The sequence below is a fragment of the Pseudobacillus sp. FSL P4-0506 genome (assembly GCF_038003025.1).
Lineage (GTDB): Bacteria > Bacillota > Bacilli > Bacillales > Domibacillaceae > Pseudobacillus.
Window position 1 is genome coordinate 4,045,672 of record NZ_JBBOOI010000001.1, and the last position, 20,891, is coordinate 4,066,562.

Here is a 20,891-nt window from a genome sequence, read left to right on the forward strand (position 1 = left end):
TATAGAAAGAGGGGCTAGAGACAAGCCCCCTTATTCAAAACGGAAGATCGATTCTCCGTTTATCTTTTGTTTCCTTAAACACGATGTATTGCGGCCTTCTAAACAGCCGAGAAACCATCTTGCTATCATAGATTTTGAATAATTCTTCTCCACTTAGGTTAGTCGTAACGATTGTAGCTTTGTCTTGTCTGGTTGTCGTAATGGCGTACAACAACCGCTGAACAAAGTCTGTTGCCTGCTTGTCCGTGCCAATCGCTCCTGTTTCTGCTCCTAAGTCGTCCAGTGCCAGAAAGTCTACACTCGACAGCAACTCTATAAAGTAGCTTTCCGTATACTTGCTGTCTTTGTTGCTAAAAGAGTTTCTAACTCGCCTCATCATGTCCTCTATGCTGATGAACAAACAGGAAACTTCTAAATCTGATTGGTTAATCTCTCTCAGTGCTGCATAAGCTAAATGACTTTTACCAGCTCCGGGATTCCCTTGTAAGATGATGTTGAAAACTCGTCCGGCTTTCAAATCGTTCGTGAGATCAATCATTTTACGTTTGTTCTCTGTCTCTTCTGGTCCATCTTCACGGTAGTTAGAAAACTCAGCCTTTGAAATGGTGTCGTCCGGCACGATGCTATCTCGATTAAATACTCTTTTCTTCTTCTGGCCCTCTGACATTACATATTCCGTTTGTTCGTATCTCTCCGTCTCAATCTCCTGTAGTTTGGCTGTTTCTCTTTCAGCTTCACACCGCGGGCAAACAGCTTGTCCGTCCACTAAGATCATCTGGATACGCTTCACAACTTCTTTCCCACCTACTTTGTATTTGTGTTCGCAGTAATCAGAATGGAAGGTCATAGTCTTGAGCAAGTTGCTGGGCATTCGCATTGGCTCCATTGCCTTTCACCGCCTTTTGGTTAAGGTAAGATTCAAACTTGGGTCCGAACAAAGTCTCTGGCCGTAAGTATCGATTCATTTCTTTGTTGTTCAACCACTCTGCTGTTTTGATGTCGATTACTTTCTTGAAGTCATTTAATGTGAATCCTTCTTTAAATCTGGCTTTAATAAGTGATTGTGTCTTTTGGGTTGTTGATTTAAAGTTCGTTCCAGCCTTTTCATTCAGATAATCAACTATGTCAGAGAAAGGAAGCGAAGGAGCCAAAGCGACGTTATCTTTCTTATCTGTTGTATTCTTCTGTTGTAATCTACTGTTGTATTCATCTGTTAAGGTTTCTGACATTTTGTCAGCATCCAAGGAATCTGACATTTTGTCATTTTCCATACTGACATTTTGTAATAATGGATTCTGACAAATTGTAAGAATCGAATCTAACAAATTGTCGAATTCCAATTTATAATGCAGCGTTGGCGCTCCGTTAGCTTTCTTCAACTTAGTTGAAACAAAATCGTTGTCTTTTAGTTTCTTTACTGCATATCTCACTTGGCGTTCAGAGAGAAAAACTTCTTCTTGCCATTCCTTATAGCTTTTATAAAAGAATCCATCTGCTCTCTTTGACTTGTCCGACCAGAAAACAATTTGGTTAAGCACGAGTGCAGTCGTTAAGTCTCCAGTCAGTTCGATGTACAGTTTCGGAATTGTAATTGTGTTATCTTGCCCACTAATCTTCTTCATCAACTCTCGTATAGCGATATAATTACTCATGCTGGCACCTCTTTTATTAAAGAGGGTGACTTAACACCCTCAGTGTGGTATAATCTAATTAACAAAATATTTACGAACGGGTTTTTCAGAAGCTTGATGCTACCAACATCAAGCTTCTTTTCTTTTTTCTAAGAGTAACCGGAATGTTTCTTTACCTTTTGGCGTGATATAAGTCTGAACACCAGCCTTTTGGTTTCTCTCCCAATCCTTCATATCAAACAACTCTGGAACATATTGCATGTATGGTCTTAACTTCTTACTTTGATCGCGATAGACGAACTTGTTATCAAGCAACCAATCTATTAATTCTTTTTGACCGACTTTCAATTGCTTTGCTGTATCTCTGAAGTTAGTTAGCAAGCTACGATCAACCAGAGCATCAAAATATTCTGCTTTAGGCTTCATAACCGCTATTTCTTCATTCAATTTCTTTACTGCTCCTAACGTTGTTCGGAACATCATTTTCGTTTGCTCATCCGCATGTGGTAAATACGTCTGAATAAAGAGATCATCATTCGCAACGTATCCGCCTGTTTTTCTGATAGTTGGTAATACATCAGCTGTTAGCCAACGTTTGAACCGTTTAGCTTTTTCTTTAATCTCTTTGTTGTTACCTTGCTTGGAAGCTCCGATGATTAAACTGTATAATCCAGATTCATTAATGAATTTTTTATTCTGCTTTCTACCCAAGTTATCGATGACCTCGTGGATCGCTAGGTCATCATCATCAACGTGATTTTTTAAAGCATCATAAGGATTTCCAAAACTCAGTGATTTTGCTGCATCAGTTGCACCAAACCACTCGATCCCATCGATAATAATTACAGGAAGTTCTCCGAAAACATCATGCTTAAAAGTTTTCAGTTGATTCATTCAGCCCTCTCCTTTTCGTGAGGCTAGCACCGCTCTAGACGCCAGCCTTTTTCTTTTTTTCGATAAACATTAAATCTTGAATACTGCAGTTGAAAAGATCACAAAGCGCTTCGATCAACCCCCCATTTACACGTTTATGTGTGCCGTTTTCAAATCCACGGACAGTGTGATAGGGATAACCCGTTTTGTCGGCGACTTCTTGCAGCGTTTTAATTCTGTTTTTCGCCATGAGGGTTCTCATGTTGTTATGAATGGCCATAGCTACCCTCCTTTCAACCTTTCATACCTAAATTTTAACCTTTTGTACCAAATTTATCAATGGAAAAAGGTAGGCACAAAGACTTATTTTTAATATCATTGGTGAAAAAATACTACCTAAAATATAAAAAAGTTGTATAATAATATCTAATAATACATACGATAAGGTAAACAATGAAAAGGAGAGAGACTGTATAATGATTAAGAATCGTTTGTCAGTACTCATGGCTGAGAAAGGAATCAAGAGTGTGTCTGAATTACATCGCATGACTCAAGAAAAAGGGCTTTCGATCAGCCGTAAGACACTGGATAAATTTCATAACAACCAAAACAACAACGTTGCATATGAAACTCTTGAAATACTTTGTGAAGTTCTGGAATGTGAACTCCATGAATTATTAGTTATTGATAAATCCAGCAAGGAAGATTAAGCTCCATCGAAGAGCTTTTTCTTTTCCAAATTTAACCAAACACATGTTCTTTCTGAAAGTGAAAAGAAAGAAGGGTTTCCCCTCCTATATCACCTCCTTCAAAGCCGCTGCTCTTCTAAGTTGCACAATCTTCAATCTGATAGCCTTCATCTTCTTCATACTTTCCAACTTGCGCTCCTCAATCTCTTCTTCTGTTAGATTTGGGCACGGTTGAATCATCCAGGCATATCCCAGATCGTTGACAACATTTTCATTTTCGCTGTGTAGGTTACACATGATTATTTCTCCTTCCATGATTGATTAACGTTCAATTCAATGTATCCAAATGTCTGATCTGTTCGGTCACTAATGGTGATTACGTCGTTGACTGATCCTTTTTGACAGCCACCACACCCAACAACTATTTCTGTATCAAAAGGAAATTTAGCTAGCATTTCAACAAGCTCACCTACAGTCGTGCCTTTCATTCCATCCCCTCCAATGCTTTTCTGGCTAAACTACCACCGTCTAGTTGTACAGCAGTTGTTGTTGAGCTGTGATAATGGTGCTGTTTATACATTTCAGGATAAGCGTAAAACTCTAAAGCCTTCTTGTACTGTTGAACCTTCGCTTTCTCCACTTCATACAGACACCACCAACATTGTTTTGGATCAATATGACATGTGCATGCACTACTCATTCTGATTCCTCCCAAACATCTATGTTATATGCATTAATAGCTTCCGATAGTTCATCACAGACGCCGCAATAGCCTTCTGCACTCGCCACTCTATAGGCAGCACTAATGGCTTTTTCATAGCATCTTACTTTTTCTGCAAGTGCTGTAATGACTTCGACTGATTCTTTTTCGAACTGTTCATTCTCTGCTTCCAGCTGCTTATTTCTCTCTTTCAACCGCTGGATCTCCATACGTGATTCATATATGCCGTTGTTCATGATCAATCCCCCTGTCGCTGTGCTTTTTCAACAAACTATCCACTAATGTCTACATCGTGGTAACAGTTATAACAAAACGCCTCTTCCTCTTTTTCTACCGCTGTTCCTAGCGGTGAATCACAAACGATACACTTGTCGTATGGCATTTTCGGTCTCCTCCTTATAGCGCGTTTTCCACGAACTATGTCATAACCATTCGTAAATCAACTGACCTATTATCCATAGCCCTGCTAATGTAAATGGAAGCTGAATAAGGGCTAATATAATCCAAATCATACTTTCACTCCTTCGCATTTTGTATCTACTCACTAGCACTAGCTAAGATCGCCCAACCGATCGCTTTAACCATACTGGCAGCCATAAGCGCCCAATCTTGCAACAGGCCGAACACCAGAACAAGATAAAGCGCACCAGCTATATTGGCGATTGCCCACTTATTAAAAAATCCGAACATCATTCCTACTCCTTAACCTCATGACAGCAGCATACATAGACATCTAAGATCATGGTGAGCCTCCTTTTTGGTTAATCTATAGCTTGCGGATTATCCTTTTCTGTTTTTTGAACTCGAATATCGTCTTCTACCCAAAAACCAACTGGCAACTTCTTATCAATTGCTTTTGCGATAAGGGTGTCTGATTCATATAAGCTCATTACTTTTTGTGAAATATCATCAGCCTCAACAGTTACCTCATATCGGATAGTTACTGTGCCTGTTATTTTCATACATTTTGACCTCCTTATTTCTGTTTCCATCACCCTTCATACTCCACAGCTTCCATAAGATACTGGCAGCCTGGACATTTCTTCATGGGAATGATCTTCGTGTGAAACTCTGACTTATCGCAATCCGTGCAACGGTATTCGATCATTTTTCTTCCCCCTATTTCGCTATCGCTTTCTTTTCTAAGTCATATAAGAACGACTGCATTTTCTTTTTGTTAAATTGATATAATTTATTGCTTTTAGCGAAAGGTTTGCTTAAGCGCAAGCCATTTTCAGCTATCGCTAAATATCCATTGCCATCTAAATATCTATCGTAGTATTCAAAGTAATCAGAACCAAAGCTATCACATTGTTTGGCTGCAATGTTCGGCCATGCTTCATTAGCTGTTATTTGTATATAAGTTTTCAATTCGTTGAATGTTATGTCGTCAAACTCAAATAAATAATCAAATGAACCATTTGTTGGTTCGTTGTCTGATTCAAATATCACCGCAGACTTTCTGTTTTTAATAGTTAGAACCAATCCTTTGTTATCTTTAAATGTTTTTGTTTGCAAACTTAATCATCCTTTCTATGTGAGCCAGCACCCCGACGATGAAAGTCGGGGCTAGGATTAGTAATAGGTGCATGGCGGCCTCCTCTACTCTCTGTTTGATTTAACAAACCGGAGTAAGTTGCGAATGCCTCTGCTTCGCCGCTTTGTTTTGCGCTCGATGATTAAACCGGTAGTCGCCCAAAAATCATGTGTTGGCTTTTCTTCAGAATCTAGAATGATAAAGTGACCATTTGGTTTTTCAATGAACTTCACACCATTGTTTTCCAGTGATCTTTTATTTTGGGTGTAATTATTCTGTTTCTTTTCTGCTTTATGCTCCTTTATATCTCGCCAGAAATCGCCCATATCGCTCATTTCAATCTCTCCTATCCCGCTATCGCTTTATTCACAGCAGCAATCATCATCAAATTCACCGCAACTAACACACAACTTCTGAATTTCAAAACCTTTAAATTCATAAATAGGTTGAACCCTGTACTCAATGCCGCAAGCTTCACACTCTACAATGTGGCTGTCGTCCTCCCATTGCGCATAAGCATCTTCAACTTCATTGGCACAGTACGGGCATGTTTGAGTTTTAAGTAATTCCATATAGTCCACCTCACTCCGCTATCGCTTTCTTCGCCTGTTCTACCGCTTCTAACACTTCTGCTTCTGTTTTATATGGACCAACCGTGTATTCTCTGCCTAAGTAAGTGAAATAGCCTTCCAGCATCGTTTTACCGTGTTGACGGATGCAGGGACGCTGGTTCTCACGTAAGATGCGTATTTCATTTTGTAACTGTATAATCCGCTCGGCTTGATGTTCGTTCACAAGCTGGAACTGTGCCATTTGCTTTTTCATGTGCTCATACTTTTCTTCCAGCTGGTCATAGTCGAATTGCAGGCGGCCGAGTCTGTGTTTGGCACGGTGCAAAGGATCGTTGAATTTATTGTTTTTGCTGGTTTTGGCGATCATGACTCTATTTCTACTCCTGCAGCTTTCAAAGCAACCAAGCAAATAGCCATTGGCGCTGTTTTTGCGAATGCCTCATAACAATTACCTAATGGTTGTTTGTTTATTTCAGCCCAAACACTCATTTCTGTCGGTGCTCCTTGTTGAGGACATACAGTAATATAGAGTTTTTCTGCCACCAACCAAGCGTCACGCATATCTGTTGAAGGCTTCCACATTTGATATAAAGTCCATCCACCCTGACTATCCATCCAAGCAGAAGTTGCTGTCATTTCCTTTAAAGTCCACCCCATGACCTTCTCTGCAACCAGCCGATCTATTTCACGATTATTCATTCCGCATCCTCCTTCATATCCTTTAGGATTCCGAATATTAAGACAATACAAATCAGCGCACAAACCGACACGATATAGACTGTCATCGTTTCTCCCTCTTTCCTCGGCTTATTTCCGTCGGAATTTCCCGCACCAACAAGAACCATTTGCTTCTAAATCCATTTTGCAAGAGAGCATTTTTTTAGCTGAATCTCTTAATTCAACTCTTTCTTCTCTGTCATCACATACAGCCATATCGTATAAATCCGACCAACAATATTTATCTGGATTCTTTTCGTTAAATTTGATTACTTTTTCTAATCGGCTTAACTTCTTTTTGCTCAATTCGTAATTTGACATATCGTTTCTCCTCTTAAGAGGGAGCATTAAGCCCCCTGCTGTTCTTCCTTCGCCTTAGTGATCCATCCATCAAGGGTCTTGATCATGTCGCTTGCATCTTTAGAAGAAAGAGTTTCAAGGTCAGTTACCGTAATATTCAATACTTGATATACGTCCTGAGCTGTTCTTCCTCGAAGTTTTGCATATTCCAATACTTTCGCCTTTATCATTCCGACTTGCTTACTACTGGCTTGTTTAGGTGTATTTTGAGGTGCATTGTCTGTTGCTTCGTTTCCGTCATCATCTACATCAGAAACAATTCCGAATGCCGCTGATAATGCATAGCGCTTGCTATATGTCAGCCCACTTCCTACGCCTTGTGCTGTCTTTTTATCAAGAGGGAGTATAAAAGGATCAAACTCAATGAACTGGCCGCTAGTGTGGAAAATGACAGTCACTACACCCACGCCACTCTCATTACTTACTGGCATTTGTGTGTAAGATAATCCATGCTTCGGCGCACATTCATGAATGGCTTTTACCGTACCATCCAACGTAACGTATTTACTTTTGAAATGAGGATTCGTCCCGTCTTTTTCCGGTTGTTTTACTTCTGATTGGAACATCGCCAACGCCTTAGCAATTTCATTAATGCTTTCGCTTGTTTTCATCAGTCGATCAACTCCTTTTCATGAATCTCAATCCGTGCGCCTTGCTCCTGCCACTCAATCAATGTGGCTAATGCTACTTCCTGCATGTTAGGAAGAAAGAATTTATTGTTAGCATGAAAGACAATCATGTTCGTTCGCTCCTTTATGTGGTAAAATAACCACAGATTATGTTTGTTTACGGACTGACTATTTGCTTGGCGGCGTAGTTAGTCTATTTTTAATCCAATTTGATTTCAAACTTGTCATCACGTTCCACCACTTGAATCCCTGGTACTACTTCACCGTTTTCATCCACCATGACACCATTCACAACCTGGCACTGTTTCTTCAATTCAGCCCAATCAGTGGATTCTTTCACCTTGATAAGCCCTGACTGTTTGGCATATTCAAAAATCTTTTCTTCATCCTTCACGAATTCCGGTTGCTGTTTCTTCAAGCTGATTTTTCCGTATGGCAGCGTTAATGTCTTTTTCGGTTTCTTGCCTGCTTCCACTTGTCTTTCGACTTCCGAGCGCAAATATTGCTCTAATGTGGCTGTATAGTAGGATTCTTTTTCGATGAATTCTTTCTTGGCTTCTTCGCCCCATTCTTTGATCATTTCGATTTTCTTGAGAAACGGCTCAATCTGTTTTTCAATGATTGCATCAATTTCAGCCTGACGATCTTTGAAATAAGACACTCGGCGTTGTGCTTCTGCTGCATCTTCTAATGTAGTAACAATAAAACCTTGAAATGTTTGTTCTTCCTGCTCATTTAAGTTGGACACTACTTCTTCGATTGGTTTCATATTAAATCTCCTCCATTTCGTAATGTGGTACATCAATTTCCATAAATCCTTGATCACTCATCCATTCAGCGAGATCATTTTCCAGTGCGGCCTTTTCCTGTTCGGTCGGTGGGAAAAATATCGTGAAGCGCAGGTTATCTTTTTCCGCGACCATAGCACTGTAAGTTTCGCTACTATCAAACCGGAAATTTAATCCAAGTTTCGTTCTGGCTTCTGCAAAGTATCTCAGTGCCTCCATGTCAGTTTGAGCATCGACATTCACTTTGCCCCAAGGCTTATTAGATGCCAGAATCTCCTCAGCTTGCTGGATTTCTTTCATCATTCCTTCCATCCCTCCATCTTCCATTTTGGTAATAGTTTTTTTGCTCGCTTTTTAACAGATATGCCGTATTCTTTTTCGAGCGCTACGTTCAAGTTGTCAATAAAGCATCTTGCTTCTATTAGTTGATCTATTAACTTTTCTACGCTCTCCCGCTCTTTTGCGTTGGTGGCTTCTGGCTTCTTAGCAAGAGATACTTTTTGAAGCACATCAAGCGTTTGTTTCAAACTGATCGCTGTATGGTCTCTCATAGCCAGGCGATGCTGTTCCATTGTTTCTCCACGGAATACAGGAGATGTAAATCCATCTGAAAACTCATATAACAGATCCAACATGTATTCTGGTGAATCTTCATACACCTGTAATGAGTGTTTGGCTACACCTTGTTGCATACGGCGCCGATTGTTTTTAATGTGACTGCCCATTTGACTGGAAATATTGAGATCTGCTGACATACTTTCTATTGTGACTGCCTCCTCTTCAAGCAGCGTTTTTACAGCTCTTCCTACATATGCCGCTTTTTTGATAACCACATTTGCTTCTCCTTTTGTATGGAATGACCTACAACCAATACACAACCTTCCTGTATGATTTAAGAAACGATTCTTTGTTCCTGTTCATGAATCCAGTTGTCTATTGCAGTAGTAGTAAAGAAGATACGGCGGCGAACTCGAAAGTGTGGAATTTGTTTTTCCTTGACCATGGTGTAAATAGTGTCTGTGTGTACACCTAAATAATCAGCAGTTTCTTGAACTGTCATTGTTTGGCGGTTCATTTCCATTTCTCCTTTCATTACATAATCATTCGATCGTTGCTATTTTAGCAACGTTTTGATCAAAAAAATCTGTGATGTTACACTTTAAATATCTGGCCAACAAAGGAAGTTGTTCAGCTTTAAATGAATACGTTCCTTTCTCGTACTTCATATAAGTAGAGCCATTCTTGAATCCCATTTTATTAGCCATTTCTTGAAGAGAAAGATCTAATTCTTTCCTTCTCTTCTGTATATACGAAAGATTTAGTGTTTCCATAACCACCCTCCTTTTGTTTCTAAAATAGCAACTCCTTGATTACATATTATATTGCTATTTTAGAAATGTCAATAATAAATATTTCTATTTTAGAAATTTTTTCATTTCCGTTTTAGAAACGTGTTATCATAATATTGCTGAATTAGAAAGCGGTGAGAAAATGAGTGTTGGTCAGAGGATTATAAACGAGAGAGAAAAAAAGGACTGGAGCCAACGAGAATTAGCTAGAAGAGTTGGTTTGAATCCGAGTGTTATGAATAGAATCGAATCTGGAGAAAGACCAATTAAAGATCATGAATTAGCAAAAATCGCCGACGTTCTAGATGTATCTACTGATTTTCTTTTAGGAAGAACGAACACTTCTGACATAGATGACTTAAATAATCCTGAATTCATTGCTTTTGCTGATGATCCAGAGCTTGAGCAGTGGTATAAAGAACTTCCTAAGAACCCAGAAGATCGGTTGCGCAGATTAAAGAAAATCTGGGACGCTATTAAAGATGATGAATAAGCACGCCTTGAGCGTGCATTTATTTTAACATTAAACAGAACACATATTCTTATCAGTTGAGGTGAGTCGCGTGAAATATTATCCTACTTTGTTAGAAGATTACATTAAAGAGTTATATACAACTATCGGAATATACACTCCTGAACAATTAGATTTACAAGGAATTGCGAAGGAGATGAATATCCGTGTCATTTATTGGGATGAACCCAGTCAAGCTTTAAGGAGTCGTGGGAGGCTTTATATAGCACTAAACAAATACTTAAACTTACCTCAACAATGGCAGGATTTTAGTCATGAGCTTTGCCACATACTGAGGCATGTTGGGGATCAATCTTTTCTCCCTCCTGCTTTCAAATATCTCCAAGAATGGCAAGCAACTAATTTTGCTCTGAATTTTTGTGTTCCTACTTTTATGTTAGAGAAAATGACATTCCCTTGGAGAAAGCAAGAGGTCATTGCTGTTATAGCTGATACATTCAATGTTGAATTAGATTTTGCTGCATTTCGCTTAGAAAAATGGTTACGCAAAAAAGAAGAAATATACTTTTTTGATCACGTCATTACAAGAGAGAATTCTTACTTGCACAGGCGATAAACCCTTCATGGGTTTTTCTTTTACGTGAAAATAGAACATACGATCTTATTTTTTGTATTACTTCCAACCTTTCATCATACATAAGCAACCTAAATCATTGAATTAAAGGAGTGAACCAAATGGCTAGTATCCAAAAAAGAGGAAATAATTCGTTTTTATTAGTAGTTGAAGCAGGGTATGACGGCAACGGCAAAAGAAAAAAACGAACCAAAACGGTACGCGTAGAAGACTCTTTATTAAAAACAAAGAAAAAATTGAATGACTTTCTACAAGCAGAACTATACAAATTTAAAACGGAAGTAGAAAGTGGAGAATATATTGCACCTGAAAAGATGAAGTTCGATGAATTCACAAAAGAATGGGAAAAGAAATACGCAAAAAACGAGCTTTCTCCTGGAACTTTAGAAGCTCACAGACAAGCTTTAAATAATCATATTCTCCCTCAGTTAAAAAACAAACGACTAGACGAAATCAAGCCGATCCATGTTGTTAACTTATTGGATAGCCTAACAAGAAAAGACGGCAAGAATATTCCACTTTCATCAGGGACAAAACAATATGTTTATAGAGTACTCCGAAACATATTAGAGCGAGCAACTGAATGGAAGTTAATTAAGGAAAATCCCGTTGCTTCTGTTAAAAGACCTAAAAATACAGGGGACTTAAAAGAAATAAATGTATACAGCGAAAAGGAAGTTGAACAACTTTTTAAGGCTGTTCAAGAAAAGCCGTTCCATTGGCGAGTTTTTACTACATTAGCTTTGGCTGCAGGTCTTCGTCGCGGAGAGTTGCTAGGATTAGAATGGAAACATGTGGACTTTGAAAAAGGAGTATTATCCATTAGACAAGCAATTGTTCGTGGTGAAAACGGTGAACCTTTATTAAAAAAAACAAAAACAAAAAAATCTATGCGTATGGTCACTCTCCCACCTTCTGTTTTAGAAGAACTGAAGACTTTCCAGCGATACTGGAAAAAGGAGCGCATGAGACTATACGATAGATTGGAAGAAAAAGAGCATGAATTTATATTCTGCAACGAAAATGGTCAACACTTTTATCCAACCACCCCTACAACTTGGTGGCGACGACTTTTGAAAACGGCAGATGTCCGCTATATACGACTTCACGATCTACGCCATACATCAGCCACGTTATTAATCAACCAAGGCGTACACGCAAAAATTATTTCTGAGCGTCTTGGTCATGCTGACATTCGGGTTACAATGGACACTTACGGACACGCTTTGCAGTCAGCCGATCAAGAAGCTGCACAAAAGTTAGACGGGCTTTTTTCTGGCAAAAAAAACAAAGTAAATTAAATTTCGTCAACAATTCGTCAACAAGCCCTCTTTTGGGGGCTTTTTATAAAAATAGACAAAAAGAAAAACCCTTGATACACAAGGGTTTTAGTTATGATTCCGACTGGGTTCGAACCAGCGACCTCTACCCTGTCAAGGTAGCGCTCTCCCAGCTGAGCTACGGAATCGTTCAACTGACAAGTTCTATTCTATGAAAATTCTGGTCAGTTGTCAACGGATATTTTGTTTTTCTTGGAGAAGTTTTCTATTGGTTATTAATTTACTTTTTCCCTCATCAAAAACAGACTTCTTAATACTATGAATCCAATAATCACGTAAGCTACACTCCAGACAATCCCTACCGGATGGTCATACATTCCTTCTTTTATCGTATTGGATACTGCCGTCACAGGTGGCAGGATAAAAACGATCCACTTTAATGCTTCTGGAAGCACATCCATGATTTTAGAGCCAGCAATGGCCGCACAGACGACAAAGGCGCTGCCGCTCCACGAGTATTTTTTCCCGCCCATGCTAGTGGCGCTAAAGAGACTGCCTGTAAAGAGACCTAACATCACAAAAACAATGTGACCGTATAAAAAGAGACCTATGCGTTCGCTTGTGAGCGGTTCTGCGAAGATTCCTAACACTATCGGCATCATAAATGAAACAGCCGCGAGTATGAGGCCGCCCAAAAAAACGACGACCATTTTGCCGTAAAGAAAGTGTTCTCTTTTTCGCATATACGAGAGCAAAATGAGTTTTTCACTGCCTTTTTCCAAGTTAAAAACGATCATGGTGAGCCATACCACTACTGGATAGAGAAAGAACGCCGAGATCGAGTGGCTGTCAGCGATCGGCAAGTTTTGATAAGAGTATTGACTAAAGAGCCAGGCTACATACAAAATTGCTGGCGGCATCCATTTCAGTGAGTGAAATAGAGAGAGCATCTGATAAGTAACAAATGTTTTCATCGTGCTTCCTTCTCCTTCACTTCGATAATATGCCCGCTGTTTTTCAGAATCTCGCCGATCGTTTTATCTGACTCTGTTTCTTCAACAGTCAGCCGGTAAGTATCACCCACTAATTGAACAGCCTTCAGTCTGTTTTCATTCATTCGATAGGTAATCTCCATCAGATGGCTCGTTCGCTGTACAGGTGAGAGTGAGGTAAGATGACCATTCTCTAGAATAGCGATATGTGTAGCGAGCTGATAAGCCAGCTCGGTTTCATGAAGGGTGAATACAGTTGTCCCTTTCCACTCCATCAACAAACTAGCCGCTATCTGAACACTGCTTTCATCCATGCCGGTGAACGGTTCGTCGAGAAAAAGCACCTCTGCCTTTTTCATTAAAGCCTGGATAAAGCCAGCTTTTTGCTTCGTTCCCTTCGAACATTTTTTTAATGGAGTATCTAGAAAAGGTTCAAGCCCGAACAGCCTCGCATAGTGAGCCGCCTTCTCTCCTTCCTGTCTGCGGTCCATCCCGGCGAGCAGCTGCAAATAGTTCTTCACGGTGAATGAAAGATGCTCAGGAAAGTGCTCCGGCACATAGGCATACGAGGTGAAATTCCGTTGAATTCTTCCAGTCTGCGGTTCGCTGATTCCTGCCAGCAGCTTAATAAGTGAGCTTTTTCCTGAACCATTGGCTCCCATGACAGCAACAGACACTCCCGTTTCTACCTCCATCGTTATCCTCTTTAAAATATCTTTCCCATTCACCGAAAATCCAGCTTCTGTTGCCTCAATTATTTTCCCCATGTCTTCCCCCTTAATGTTGTTATTTGATTTGCATAAAGAACGCATGTTCGTGTATAATAAGAACAAGGAGCTGATCTTACATGAATGCTTTATTACTGCGAAGCCAGCGTGAAAATTTGCCTCTTGTCATTATGTATCAGGCTCAGGACGGCACGATCACAAGACGCAATATTGTTGTGAAGTCCCTTTCGTCATCTGCTGTCTATGCCTACTGCTTTTATCGCAAACAAAAGCGGCGCTTTTTGCTTTCTAATATACTTGCGGCTTATCCTGCTTCCATTTTACGAAGAAACAGCCAATCCGCCTAATTTTTCTCACGGCTTCTCTACGCGTAGGCAAAAGCTGATTGAGAACGCTTATTTTTCAATCCTAACGTTCATAAGCAACAAGGAAAGCGCGTCTTTGTTAATAGTCTAAGCCGGCCTGATTTTTCAGGGCGGCTTTTTTATTTTATTATAGTAAAAAAATCCATTTGTGAACAATGCTGGATAACCGTTAAGGTACAGATACTGCAACTATTCCAATTACGAGCGGGTAGCCCTTAGTTTAGGAAGGCTTCATCCCTTACTGCCCGGCTCAATTGTGCTAAAATCAAAGATGGATAACTATTAATTATTTGGAGGTTCGCTATGGCGATAAAGCGCGGCACAATCACAGATGAAACGATTTATTCGAAGGAGCTTGATGAGGAAATCGAGCTGCTTGTATACCTTCCAGCGAATTTTTCCCCGTTATATAAATATTCGCTGTTAATTGCCCAAGATGGGAAAGACTATTTTCAGATGGGGCGTATTCCGCGTATAGCCGATGAACTGCTCGCGGAAGAACAAATTGAGAATCTCATTATTGTCGGTGTTCCTTATCGAAATGCGGAAGACCGATGGCAAAAATATCATCCGGACGGGCAAAAACAGGAAGCGTACATTCGCTTTTTAGCGCACGAGCTCGTGCCATTTCTAGATGAAAAGTATCCTGGCTATCATGTTGGCTACGGACGGGCACTTGCCGGTGACTCACTGGCAGCTACGGTCTCCCTAATGGCTGCCCTGCGCTATCCGCATACGTTCGGGAAAGTAATTATGCACTCTCCACATGTAGATGACAAGGTCATGAATGCTGTCAGTGAAGCAGAGGATTATAAACACCTGAGCCTTTACCATGTCATTGGTCTGGAAGAAACAAAAGTTACGAGAATGAATGGAGAAACCGATGATTTCCTGACACCGAACCGCTCGCTTCACGACCTTTTTTACGAGAAAGGCTTTGAGTGCTTTTATGATGAATTCCAAGGGGGACATACATGGAAATTTTGGCAGCCTGACTTAAAACGCGCATTGCTCACAATGTTTGAATAAAAACATTTTCGCAGAAAAGTGTCTTTTCTATGGAATATTGAGAAAATTTGTTATAATAGAAAGATGATTCATAATTATTTTTTATTTATAAGGAGTGAGAAAGAACATGAAACTAGGTATCGTTATTTTCCCATCAAAAAAACTTCAGGATCTCGCTAATTCCTACCGAAAGCGATATGACCCTCACTATGCACTCGTTCCGCCTCACATTACACTAAAAAGTGCATTTGAAGCCGATGAAAGCGATCTAAAGCACTTAACAAGCCAGCTAGAAGAAGTCGCTAAAAAACATCAGCCATTCTCGTTCCACCTCAGCAAAGTAAAGACTTTCCATCCATTGAATAATGTGATTTATTGGAAAGTTGATCCAAGTGATTCATTGACTGCCTTGAATGAAGATTTGTATCAAGAGGATATGATTGGCGGCAAGCCTGAATATGCCTTTGTGCCTCACCTAACTATTGGACAAAAGCTGTCAAACTTGGAGCACGATGATGTGTACAATTCTTTGAAAATGACAGACATTGACCATGAAGAAACAGTGGATCGTTTCCATTTGCTTTACCAGCTGGAAAACGGTTCATGGACAGTATATGAAACATTCTTACTCGGAAAGGGATAATCACTAGTGAAAGTAATTACTGTAAAAAACGAGCAGGAACGTGAACACGCTTATGACGTCCGCAAGAAGGTCTTTGTAGAAGAACAGCGTGTTCCTCTCGATATAGAGATTGATGAATATGAAGATTCCGCGGTACATTTCGTTTTATATGATGAGAACAAGCCATGTGGAGCCGGACGTTTCCGCATAAAAGACGGCCTTGGCAAAGCAGAGCGTATTTGTATTTTACCTGATTACCGCGGTAAAGGAGCCGGACGTCTAATTATGGAAGCCGTCGAGGCGCAAGCGAGAGAGCAAAAGGTCCCAGCTTTGAAACTCGATGCCCAGGTGCATGCCATCCCATTTTATGAACGTCTCGGTTATGAAATTATCTCAGAAGAATTCATGGATGCCGGCATTCCACACAAATCCATGAAAAAAGATTTTTAACTACAAATTCTCTCTTATCTATATAAGAACCAGATGCTAAACAAAAAAGCTGTTCCACTTAGACGAGTGGAACAGCTTTTTTCTATGGACCGAAAACCTGTCTTTAAGCTAGGCAAACCTATCAATTTGTACACCTTTGCCGCTTATTTTTGCAAGGTGGACCTGGAAAGCTTCATATTCTTTTTTCTTTGATAGACGGGCCTCTGTACGATCATCCGAAGCCATCGTTGCATCAGAATTGTTATCAAGTATCTTGCCAAAAGAAACTCTTTCTACAGGATCAATGGATGAATAGCTATCACCAACATGATTCACTACGCGTTCTTGATACTGATTGTATTGATATTGCGGGATCGGCAGGATGTAGCCCATTTTTCTTTTCTCCTCTCTTCACAAAACTTTTTTCTTCTTTACCCAAGTTTTAAATAAATTAAACATTTTTTTGAATTTTCCTTCTTTTATTTCTTTTTATTTAACATATCTGTAATTGTTTGCATATCAAGCTTTTGTCCATCTTTTACAATTGACTGTACAATCTGGTCTTCGAGCTGTTGCGGTACAGGCTTGTTAGCAAGGGCTGATACCCGTTTAATAATCCCCCGAACTGTCCGTTCATCTTTAAAGTTAGCATTTTGCAAAGAATTTGCCAGTTCCATGATGTCCTTCATCCGCACGCCTGTTTTTTGTTCAATATTTTTAAAAAACCCATTTTCCAACTTGGTTCATCCCCCTTCTGTTCTTTTTCATCTTATGCTCCATTTTCAAAAAAGTTCATCATGATGAACACAGAAAAACGGCCTGTCCTTTGCTTAGAAAAGAGGGATCTTCTATTTATTGAAACAGCAAAAAAGCTAACGTAAATGGAATGTTGCATGGTCCGTTTACGTCAGCTCGACAGCCATTAGCAGGCGTAAAAGCTTGCTCCGACAATAATTAACAAAATGAAAAGCACCACAATCAACACGAATGTTGATGTACCGCGATAACCATAGCCGCCGTAACCACAGCCGCCATATCCGTAACCATAGCCCATCTTTATCACCTCGCTTTTCATCTTTACACTGTTACTATATGAGGAAAACGAGGATGCGTTTGGGCAAATGACATGAAGATTAACCTTTTGGCTTAAATACAGCGGCACCGATAAATCCAAAAACAATCGCTGCAGAAATCCCAGAGCTCGTGACTTCAAACATACCGGTCAGAACACCGACCAGACCATGCCTCTCTGCTTCCTGCATCGCTCCCGCAACAAGCGAGTTTCCAAAGCTTGTAATTGGAATGGTCGCCCCTGCTCCGGCAAAATCAATTAATGGCTCATACAAGTCAAAGCCGGCAAGAATAGCCCCTGCCACTACCAATGTGCTAAGCGTATGGCCTGGTGTTAGCTTGCCCACATCCATCATTAGCTGTCCGATCACACAAATCAGACCGCCGATGACAAAAGCCCAAAAAAACATTGCCAGCATTTTTTCTTCTCCTTCCTTATAATGAATTACAGCCCGCCCCACTGCATCAGAATAGTCTTGATTAACGCTATAACAAATGCGGCAAACACGCCGAACAGTATAACCGAACCAGCCAGCTTAAACATATTCCCTCCGACCCCTAACACGAAGCCTTCTGTTCGATGTTCGATCGCTGCAGAGATCACCGCATTTCCAAACCCTGACACAGGTACAGAGCTTCCTGCTCCAGCATACTGCCCCAAATGATCATAAATGCCAAACCCCGTCAACAGCATAGCAAGAAACACCACAGTGGCTACTGTTGGATTGCCAGCTGTTTGTTCAGTAAAGTTAAAAAAGTAAATAAAGAAATAAGTAATCGCCTGACCAATCGTGCAAATCACTCCACCAACAAAAAAAGCACGCAGGCAATTTTTAAGAACTGGCCGCTTTAACTCATGCTTCTGATTGAGTTTATCGTACTGTTGCTGGGTAGGTGTCTTTTTTTCATTGTTGTTAGCCATAGGTCCTCTCCTTTATGTCCGCTCTTGTTTTAATTTAATAATTTCATGAAGCCGCTTGTCCGCTTCTTTATCATTTGTTTTGCCGGAATCGATATCTTCGCGAAGACGGACCGCTTCAAGAAAAATTTTATAATCGCTTGATACGATAAAGGTTTCCTGACCATATTCCTTTTCAAGACGCTCTTTTAAGTTTTTTTCAATTTTCTTCATTTGAAAACGGTCCAAATGACGGACTTTGTAAGCAACAAGGATATTATGGTCTCCTTTAATAACAGCGGCATCGTAAATTTCTTTTATCGCTTCTACTTCTTTACGGATATTTTCCACAGAAACCCCGTTTTTTTCAATTTGTATTGGCTCCGGATTCGTTGTTTTTAGTAAAGCAAGCCGGCTGTCGTCCCTTTCTTTCTGAAAGCCACATCCCGCCAGTAGTACAGCTGCCAATACATAAATGACCGCCTTCATGTTCTTCCTCCATTCTTCTTTCATTTACCGCTTAGTTTTTTCTGTTTTTCTGTTTTTATTTATCCAAAAGAAAAAACCGCCCTCATTGAGACGGTTTTTTTTTCTTTTTCTTCTTTCCTGTACAGCCGCATGATGATTTCTTTTTCGGTTTTTTATTTCCGTAATTCGGGTTTAGATACTCATTCATTCATTGTTCACATCCTTTTCTCTCTATCACATTATTGTATGATGTCACATATAAATGAGTTAATCTGATTCCCTAATCAATCGCTGTACAACCGACTCAATTAATGCGGCACCACCGGCTACAGCAAGAATAATTAAAAAGAACCATCCAATTGGCGGAAAAAATAGATAGAGCAAGCAGCAAAAAGCAGAAGCCCATACTCCAGTGCACCAATAGCAGCTCAGCATGCGTCCAATCCATCCCCTCAACCCATGGGGCCTTGGCACAATAAATAGTTCCTTTTCCCCTGTTTCTGTAGTTTCTTCTACTTCAATAAAAAAGGGAGCTCGAAACCTCTCCATAATATCATCGAAGACGAGCAGTCTTGTCAGCCTGAAAGACGAAAGGAAAAGAACAACAAGATCGAGCATTGTAATAGTCATCGTTTATCCTTTCTTTTCATACACAAATTTTCCTGTTAAACACGGCAATTGTCCGTACCCATTTGGCATAAACGCCATATGTTAATAATGTAAGAAAATAACCCGAAGAAAGGAGCTTACTCATGAGCTGTAAATGCAACGATAACCATTCTAGTTGTGTTTGTGAAGTTCTGCGAGCTATCCAAGATCTTCAAGATGCAGCAGACCGTGATGATTGCAGGGGCTGTAAAGATTGTTTGACGGAACCTCTTGGCGATTTAGCTGGTGTCCGCGATATAGCCGATACCCGTGTTTTCACATTAACATTAAAAGACGGTTCCCCATTCTTTGCTTTCTTTAAGTCCAAAGACTCTGACCACGGCCACTGTGATGCTTGCGTTTCTATATTCTTCCGCGTGGAAGAGGTGTTCGATAACTGCTGTGCGCGTCTTCGTGTGTTGAAACCAATAAAAGATCATAGAGCAGTCAATCTTGCAGAAGGATCTGGTATTGATCTCTGCAAGGTGTGTGAAGTGGAAGATTTCGAAAAAACATTCAGCTGCATTACTGTTGATTTAAATTGCTTCTGCGCTGTTCAATGCATCAAAGATATTGATTTAGATATTTGTGACTAGTGAAAAAAGAAAAGCAGCGGTTGTTGCCGTTGCTTTTTCATTTGTAAACTGGAGCTCCATCCATTCATATTCTGATAAACCCCTCTTAATTATTTACGATTCTAAAGAGAAGAACCTATTGATCCAGGGCGCTCATTTTTTACAACGGACCAAGTAATTGAATATGCTGCAAATCTTTTCGTTCAATGATGACCGTTTCACCCTTTAATGTTTGTACTTTCAGCTGATCTGGAGAGACTTCACGGAGTATGCCTTTATGAGAAACCTCTCCACAATCAAATACACAGGGAAGGGAAGTAAACTGGGTCATTAAGTGTTGAAGCTTTTCATCCATCTCCATGTCATAAAATCTCTTGACTGGCCTCATGCCTCTCCAGACAGGCTGTTCCCCAATTTCTTGCTTTTCTTCCACCAATGGTTCACTTTCTACAGGAGCTGTCTCCGGCTCTTTTTTTCTCTTTTTGCTCTCTGCCATCATCGGTTTTTCCCTTTTCACAGCTTCATGAATTCGGTTCTCTGGCTCTTTACTCTCCTGTTTATCTTCTACCTGCTTTTCTTTTATTTGCTCTGGCTGACTTCTCGTGTGATAAGTGCTTTGCATTACAGGTTCCGGAAAAACAAATTCGGGCTGATGAATATACATAAGCGGCTCGCGCTTTTCTTTATTTTTCTTCATACTTACACCTCCTGCAAGGCTTTCTTTTCATTTATATGCCTGTTCTCCTCATTTCATGAAAAAAACAAAAAACCCGCCTTGGGTGGGTTTTCAGACTGTAGACAAACTCAATGAAATTCGAGAGTTTGCTGCAGTGTT

The 20,891-nt window shown here is 40.1% G+C and carries 42 protein-coding genes and 1 tRNA gene; 9 read left to right on the plus strand and 34 right to left on the minus strand.

Annotated elements, in window-relative coordinates; translation table 11 throughout:
- Positions 1-34: 34 nt before the first annotated feature.
- From MKZ02_RS20175 to MKZ02_RS20190, 4 genes are all read right to left on the minus strand, one after another.
- A complete protein-coding gene (locus MKZ02_RS20175) occupies positions 35-886 on the minus strand; it encodes an ATP-binding protein (protein ID WP_340855823.1) in 852 nt (283 codons plus the stop codon).
- Complete coding sequence (locus MKZ02_RS20180) at positions 831-1,652, minus strand: conserved phage C-terminal domain-containing protein (RefSeq protein ID WP_340855825.1); 822 nt, start codon at positions 1,650-1,652, stop codon at positions 831-833. Before MKZ02_RS20180 ends, MKZ02_RS20175 begins: the two co-directional genes overlap by 56 nt.
- A gap of 108 nt (positions 1,653-1,760) precedes the next feature.
- Positions 1,761-2,525 (minus strand): phage antirepressor KilAC domain-containing protein, encoded by a 765-nt coding sequence (locus MKZ02_RS20185; RefSeq protein ID WP_340855828.1) that lies wholly within the window; start codon positions 2,523-2,525, stop codon positions 1,761-1,763.
- 34 nt (positions 2,526-2,559) lie between these two features.
- Positions 2,560-2,784 carry a helix-turn-helix domain-containing protein gene (locus MKZ02_RS20190; RefSeq protein ID WP_340855832.1) on the minus strand — a complete coding sequence of 75 codons (225 nt, stop codon included), beginning with the start codon at positions 2,782-2,784 and terminating at the stop codon, positions 2,560-2,562.
- A gap of 196 nt (positions 2,785-2,980) precedes the next feature.
- On the opposite strand from MKZ02_RS20190, the gene MKZ02_RS20195 reads away from it, so the two are divergent.
- Positions 2,981-3,214: a helix-turn-helix domain-containing protein gene (locus MKZ02_RS20195; protein WP_340855835.1), complete on the plus strand. Its 234-nt coding sequence runs from the start codon at positions 2,981-2,983 to the stop codon at positions 3,212-3,214.
- 84 nt (positions 3,215-3,298) lie between these two features.
- Here the strand turns inward: MKZ02_RS20195 and MKZ02_RS20200 are convergent, their stop codons facing one another.
- The 19 genes from MKZ02_RS20200 to MKZ02_RS20290 form a co-directional block, all read right to left on the minus strand.
- On the minus strand, positions 3,299-3,490 hold the full coding sequence (locus tag MKZ02_RS20200) for a hypothetical protein (RefSeq protein WP_340855837.1): 192 nt from the start codon (positions 3,488-3,490) through the stop codon (positions 3,299-3,301).
- A gap of 2 nt (positions 3,491-3,492) precedes the next feature.
- Positions 3,493-3,681, minus strand: a complete 189-nt coding sequence (locus MKZ02_RS20205; protein WP_340855839.1) for a hypothetical protein — start codon at positions 3,679-3,681, stop codon at positions 3,493-3,495.
- Positions 3,678-3,893 (minus strand): hypothetical protein, encoded by a 216-nt coding sequence (locus tag MKZ02_RS20210; protein ID WP_340855842.1) that lies wholly within the window; start codon positions 3,891-3,893, stop codon positions 3,678-3,680. The genes MKZ02_RS20205 and MKZ02_RS20210 overlap by 4 nt, the downstream gene beginning before the upstream one ends.
- On the minus strand, positions 3,890-4,150 hold the full coding sequence (locus MKZ02_RS20215; RefSeq protein ID WP_340855844.1) for a hypothetical protein: 261 nt from the start codon (positions 4,148-4,150) through the stop codon (positions 3,890-3,892). Before MKZ02_RS20215 ends, MKZ02_RS20210 begins: the two co-directional genes overlap by 4 nt.
- Positions 4,151-4,451: 301 nt before the next feature.
- A complete protein-coding gene (locus MKZ02_RS20220; protein ID WP_340855847.1) occupies positions 4,452-4,607 on the minus strand; it encodes a hypothetical protein in 156 nt (51 codons plus the stop codon).
- Positions 4,608-4,675: 68 nt separating this feature from the next.
- Positions 4,676-4,876 carry a hypothetical protein gene (locus MKZ02_RS20225; RefSeq protein WP_340855850.1) on the minus strand — a complete coding sequence of 67 codons (201 nt, stop codon included), beginning with the start codon at positions 4,874-4,876 and terminating at the stop codon, positions 4,676-4,678.
- 157 nt (positions 4,877-5,033) lie between these two features.
- The gene (locus tag MKZ02_RS20230; RefSeq protein WP_340855853.1) at positions 5,034-5,432 is read right to left on the minus strand and encodes a hypothetical protein; all 399 of its coding nucleotides are present in this window, start codon (positions 5,430-5,432) and stop codon (positions 5,034-5,036) included.
- A gap of 84 nt (positions 5,433-5,516) precedes the next feature.
- Entirely contained in the window at positions 5,517-5,786 is a 270-nt protein-coding gene (locus MKZ02_RS20235) for a hypothetical protein (RefSeq protein ID WP_340855855.1), read from the minus strand.
- A 27-nt stretch (positions 5,787-5,813) separates the two neighbouring features.
- Positions 5,814-6,023: a hypothetical protein gene (locus MKZ02_RS20240; protein WP_340855857.1), complete on the minus strand. Its 210-nt coding sequence runs from the start codon at positions 6,021-6,023 to the stop codon at positions 5,814-5,816.
- A 10-nt stretch (positions 6,024-6,033) separates the two neighbouring features.
- Entirely contained in the window at positions 6,034-6,390 is a 357-nt protein-coding gene (locus tag MKZ02_RS20245) for a hypothetical protein (RefSeq protein ID WP_340855860.1), read from the minus strand.
- Positions 6,387-6,722, minus strand: a complete 336-nt coding sequence (locus MKZ02_RS20250) for a BC1872 family protein (protein WP_041114696.1) — start codon at positions 6,720-6,722, stop codon at positions 6,387-6,389. Before MKZ02_RS20250 ends, MKZ02_RS20245 begins: the two co-directional genes overlap by 4 nt.
- A gap of 108 nt (positions 6,723-6,830) precedes the next feature.
- Positions 6,831-7,061, minus strand: a complete 231-nt coding sequence (locus tag MKZ02_RS20255) for a hypothetical protein (protein ID WP_340855866.1) — start codon at positions 7,059-7,061, stop codon at positions 6,831-6,833.
- Between the two features lie 26 nt (positions 7,062-7,087).
- A complete protein-coding gene (locus tag MKZ02_RS20260; RefSeq protein WP_340855869.1) occupies positions 7,088-7,711 on the minus strand; it encodes an ERF family protein in 624 nt (207 codons plus the stop codon).
- Positions 7,711-7,839, minus strand: a complete 129-nt coding sequence (locus MKZ02_RS20265; protein ID WP_340855871.1) for a hypothetical protein — start codon at positions 7,837-7,839, stop codon at positions 7,711-7,713. The genes MKZ02_RS20260 and MKZ02_RS20265 overlap by 1 nt, the downstream gene beginning before the upstream one ends.
- Before the next feature lie 89 nt (positions 7,840-7,928).
- Positions 7,929-8,498 (minus strand): host-nuclease inhibitor Gam family protein, encoded by a 570-nt coding sequence (locus MKZ02_RS20270; protein WP_340855873.1) that lies wholly within the window; start codon positions 8,496-8,498, stop codon positions 7,929-7,931.
- 1 nt (position 8,499) lies between these two features.
- Complete coding sequence (locus MKZ02_RS20275; protein ID WP_340855875.1) at positions 8,500-8,820, minus strand: hypothetical protein; 321 nt, start codon at positions 8,818-8,820, stop codon at positions 8,500-8,502.
- Entirely contained in the window at positions 8,817-9,350 is a 534-nt protein-coding gene (locus MKZ02_RS20280) for a hypothetical protein (protein WP_340855877.1), read from the minus strand. Before MKZ02_RS20280 ends, MKZ02_RS20275 begins: the two co-directional genes overlap by 4 nt.
- A gap of 59 nt (positions 9,351-9,409) precedes the next feature.
- A complete protein-coding gene (locus MKZ02_RS20285) occupies positions 9,410-9,592 on the minus strand; it encodes a helix-turn-helix domain-containing protein (RefSeq protein ID WP_340855879.1) in 183 nt (60 codons plus the stop codon).
- Positions 9,593-9,617: 25 nt separating this feature from the next.
- Entirely contained in the window at positions 9,618-9,848 is a 231-nt protein-coding gene (locus tag MKZ02_RS20290) for a helix-turn-helix domain-containing protein (RefSeq protein WP_340855880.1), read from the minus strand.
- Between the two features lie 160 nt (positions 9,849-10,008).
- On the opposite strand from MKZ02_RS20290, the gene MKZ02_RS20295 reads away from it, so the two are divergent.
- The 3 genes from MKZ02_RS20295 to MKZ02_RS20305 all read left to right on the plus strand — a co-directional run bounded on the left by MKZ02_RS20295 (position 10,009) and on the right by MKZ02_RS20305 (position 12,273).
- The gene (locus MKZ02_RS20295; RefSeq protein WP_340855882.1) at positions 10,009-10,359 is read left to right on the plus strand and encodes a helix-turn-helix domain-containing protein; all 351 of its coding nucleotides are present in this window, start codon (positions 10,009-10,011) and stop codon (positions 10,357-10,359) included.
- A gap of 70 nt (positions 10,360-10,429) precedes the next feature.
- Positions 10,430-10,954, plus strand: a complete 525-nt coding sequence (locus MKZ02_RS20300) for an ImmA/IrrE family metallo-endopeptidase (protein ID WP_340855885.1) — start codon at positions 10,430-10,432, stop codon at positions 10,952-10,954.
- 119 nt (positions 10,955-11,073) lie between these two features.
- Positions 11,074-12,273 (plus strand): tyrosine-type recombinase/integrase, encoded by a 1,200-nt coding sequence (locus MKZ02_RS20305; protein ID WP_340855886.1) that lies wholly within the window; start codon positions 11,074-11,076, stop codon positions 12,271-12,273.
- 94 nt (positions 12,274-12,367) lie between these two features.
- Here MKZ02_RS20305 and MKZ02_RS20310 read toward each other — a convergent pair.
- The 3 genes from MKZ02_RS20310 to MKZ02_RS20320 all read right to left on the minus strand — a co-directional run bounded on the left by MKZ02_RS20310 (position 12,368) and on the right by MKZ02_RS20320 (position 14,011).
- Positions 12,368-12,440: transfer RNA gene (locus MKZ02_RS20310), tRNA-Val, on the minus strand.
- Between the two features lie 87 nt (positions 12,441-12,527).
- On the minus strand, positions 12,528-13,226 hold the full coding sequence (locus MKZ02_RS20315) for a hypothetical protein (RefSeq protein WP_340855887.1): 699 nt from the start codon (positions 13,224-13,226) through the stop codon (positions 12,528-12,530).
- Positions 13,223-14,011, minus strand: coding sequence for an ABC transporter ATP-binding protein (locus tag MKZ02_RS20320; RefSeq protein WP_340855890.1), 789 nt, complete (start codon positions 14,009-14,011; stop codon positions 13,223-13,225). The genes MKZ02_RS20315 and MKZ02_RS20320 overlap by 4 nt, the downstream gene beginning before the upstream one ends.
- 80 nt (positions 14,012-14,091) lie before the next feature.
- On the opposite strand from MKZ02_RS20320, the gene MKZ02_RS20325 reads away from it, so the two are divergent.
- The 4 genes from MKZ02_RS20325 (at position 14,092) to MKZ02_RS20340 (ending at position 16,417) form a co-directional block, all read left to right on the plus strand.
- Complete coding sequence (locus MKZ02_RS20325; RefSeq protein ID WP_340855891.1) at positions 14,092-14,319, plus strand: hypothetical protein; 228 nt, start codon at positions 14,092-14,094, stop codon at positions 14,317-14,319.
- A 321-nt stretch (positions 14,320-14,640) separates the two neighbouring features.
- Positions 14,641-15,366 (plus strand): alpha/beta hydrolase, encoded by a 726-nt coding sequence (locus MKZ02_RS20330; RefSeq protein ID WP_120036518.1) that lies wholly within the window; start codon positions 14,641-14,643, stop codon positions 15,364-15,366.
- Positions 15,367-15,472: 106 nt separating this feature from the next.
- On the plus strand, positions 15,473-15,988 hold the full coding sequence (locus MKZ02_RS20335) for a YjcG family protein (protein ID WP_120036517.1): 516 nt from the start codon (positions 15,473-15,475) through the stop codon (positions 15,986-15,988).
- Positions 15,989-15,994: 6 nt separating this feature from the next.
- On the plus strand, positions 15,995-16,417 hold the full coding sequence (locus tag MKZ02_RS20340; RefSeq protein ID WP_120036516.1) for a GNAT family N-acetyltransferase: 423 nt from the start codon (positions 15,995-15,997) through the stop codon (positions 16,415-16,417).
- Between the two features lie 108 nt (positions 16,418-16,525).
- On the opposite strand, the gene MKZ02_RS20345 is transcribed toward MKZ02_RS20340, so the two are convergent.
- From MKZ02_RS20345 to MKZ02_RS20375, 7 genes are all read right to left on the minus strand, one after another.
- On the minus strand, positions 16,526-16,789 hold the full coding sequence (locus tag MKZ02_RS20345; RefSeq protein WP_340855895.1) for a hypothetical protein: 264 nt from the start codon (positions 16,787-16,789) through the stop codon (positions 16,526-16,528).
- An 86-nt stretch (positions 16,790-16,875) separates the two neighbouring features.
- On the minus strand, positions 16,876-17,133 hold the full coding sequence (locus MKZ02_RS20350; protein WP_120036514.1) for a stage VI sporulation protein F: 258 nt from the start codon (positions 17,131-17,133) through the stop codon (positions 16,876-16,878).
- Between the two features lie 185 nt (positions 17,134-17,318).
- Positions 17,319-17,450 (minus strand): YjcZ family sporulation protein, encoded by a 132-nt coding sequence (locus MKZ02_RS20355; RefSeq protein WP_340855897.1) that lies wholly within the window; start codon positions 17,448-17,450, stop codon positions 17,319-17,321.
- Between the two features lie 79 nt (positions 17,451-17,529).
- A complete protein-coding gene (gene spoVAE, locus MKZ02_RS20360; RefSeq protein WP_120036512.1) occupies positions 17,530-17,886 on the minus strand; it encodes a stage V sporulation protein AE in 357 nt (118 codons plus the stop codon).
- Between the two features lie 26 nt (positions 17,887-17,912).
- Positions 17,913-18,389 (minus strand): stage V sporulation protein AC, encoded by a 477-nt coding sequence (spoVAC, locus tag MKZ02_RS20365; protein WP_340855900.1) that lies wholly within the window; start codon positions 18,387-18,389, stop codon positions 17,913-17,915.
- A gap of 12 nt (positions 18,390-18,401) precedes the next feature.
- A complete protein-coding gene (locus MKZ02_RS20370) occupies positions 18,402-18,854 on the minus strand; it encodes a YhcN/YlaJ family sporulation lipoprotein (protein WP_120036511.1) in 453 nt (150 codons plus the stop codon).
- A 246-nt stretch (positions 18,855-19,100) separates the two neighbouring features.
- Positions 19,101-19,463, minus strand: a complete 363-nt coding sequence (locus tag MKZ02_RS20375) for a DUF1360 domain-containing protein (protein WP_340855904.1) — start codon at positions 19,461-19,463, stop codon at positions 19,101-19,103.
- A 122-nt stretch (positions 19,464-19,585) separates the two neighbouring features.
- Here MKZ02_RS20375 and MKZ02_RS20380 point away from each other — a divergent pair, with 122 nt between their 5' ends.
- Positions 19,586-20,077: a CotY/CotZ family spore coat protein gene (locus tag MKZ02_RS20380; protein WP_120036510.1), complete on the plus strand. Its 492-nt coding sequence runs from the start codon at positions 19,586-19,588 to the stop codon at positions 20,075-20,077.
- 139 nt (positions 20,078-20,216) lie between these two features.
- On the opposite strand, the gene MKZ02_RS20385 is transcribed toward MKZ02_RS20380, so the two are convergent.
- Positions 20,217-20,753 (minus strand): CotO family spore coat protein, encoded by a 537-nt coding sequence (locus MKZ02_RS20385; RefSeq protein ID WP_340855908.1) that lies wholly within the window; start codon positions 20,751-20,753, stop codon positions 20,217-20,219.
- Between the last annotated feature and the right edge of the window lie 138 nt (positions 20,754-20,891).